The organism is Brevibacillus sp. AG, assembly GCF_028369215.1.
Classification (GTDB): domain Bacteria; phylum Bacillota; class Bacilli; order Brevibacillales; family Brevibacillaceae; genus Brevibacillus; species Brevibacillus porteri.
In genome coordinates this window covers 1-1,437 of record NZ_JAQMYO010000034.1, presented here as the reverse complement: position 1 = coordinate 1,437, position 1,437 = coordinate 1, and the positions used below count along the sequence as shown (strand labels likewise).

Genomic DNA, 1,437 nt, shown 5'->3' with positions numbered 1-1,437 from the left:
TGAAGTGACCCCGAAAAGTTAGACACGAAATGTAGTTAAGCGACATGTAAGGTTTGAGTTCGGTACTGTACCGGACTCAAACCTTTTAATTTTGTCTTAATTCGTTTGCGGTTATAGTAGTCGATGTAGTTTGCTAACTCCTGCTTAAAATGTTCAATACTCTCAAATTCCTGCGTATATAAAAATTCCGATTTGAGGATGCCAAAGAAGTTCTCCATGACGGCATTATCATAACAATTTCCTTTTCTAGACATACTCTGCGTGATGTTCTTTTCTTTTAATGCATGCTGGTACTTACTCATCTGGTAATGCCATCCTTGATCCGTATGGATCAAGAGGTTGTCTTGTTGGGTCACTCGTTTAAAGGCTTTTTCCAGCATCTTCGAAACAAGAGAATATCTTGGTCTCGAGTCGATTGTATAAGCAATTATCTCTCCGTTAAACAAATCGAGCATTGGTGATAAATAAAGCTTTTCACCAAACAATTTAAATTCCGTAATATCCGTTACCCACTTTTCATTGGGTTTTTCTGCTTTGAAGTTACGATTCAAAACATTCGAAGTGATCTTACCAACATTCCCCTTATAGGAACGATATTTCTTCATGCGCACAATACTTTTTAAACCCAATTCTTTCATCAATCGCTGTACTTTTTTATGGTTCAGCTGGTGCCCCAGATTCCTGAGTTCGTCCTTAATCCGACGATATCCATAGCGGCCTTTGTGTTCATGGAAAATAGCTTGAATCAACGTCTTCATTTCAGCGTGTTTATCTGGGCGACCTATCCTTTTAACGTAGTAATAATAGGAACTTCGTGGTATTCCCGCCAATTGGAGTAGCGCTTTAATGGGGAATTCAGTCCTTAGTTCAAACACTACTTGCGCTTTGTCTTGGTTTGTAATTTTTCCTTGCTTTGAACTAAGGCATTCAACTTTTTTAGATAAGCATTCTCCATACGTAAACGCTCTACCTCTTGTTGTAATGCCTCGACTGATCCTTCAACTAGTGCAACATTCTTATTTTCCTTTTTCATCGTTGGACGCCCCTTTTTCTTTGGTTTAAGGGCGTCTATTCCGCGTGATAGGAATTGAATCCTCCATTTTCGGATTAAACCTGGAGAGGGTATTTGAAAAATGGCGGCAGTTTCATTCGGAGACGTCCCGTGAGTAATCATATAATTGAGTACGTCCAGTTTAAAGCGTGCCGTGTAGCTTGTATAGGATTTTCCGAAGGCTTCCGCGCCATTTTGCTCGTATTGTATCACCCAAACGCCGATCATACTTTTGTGTGCACCAATAGATGTAGCAATAGAGGCATGTGTTTCTTTGCCATCTAAACAGCGTAAAACCGCTGATAATTTATCTTCTGGAGAAAATTTAGCCATAAAAAACTGCACCTCCAATTGTTAGGCGTGTCTAACAATTGGGGTGCAGTGCA

1 protein-coding gene is annotated in these 1,437 nt (G+C 39.8%); it reads right to left on the bottom strand.

Going from position 1 to position 1,437, the window contains the following annotated elements:
- Positions 1-35: 35 nt before the first annotated feature.
- A protein-coding gene (locus tag POF51_RS31955; protein WP_271756751.1) for an IS3 family transposase occupies positions 36-1,384 on the bottom strand; the annotation gives its coding sequence in 2 pieces (ribosomal slippage) (positions 36-940 and positions 940-1,384; 1,350 coding nt in all).
- Positions 1,385-1,437 lie beyond the last annotated feature (53 nt).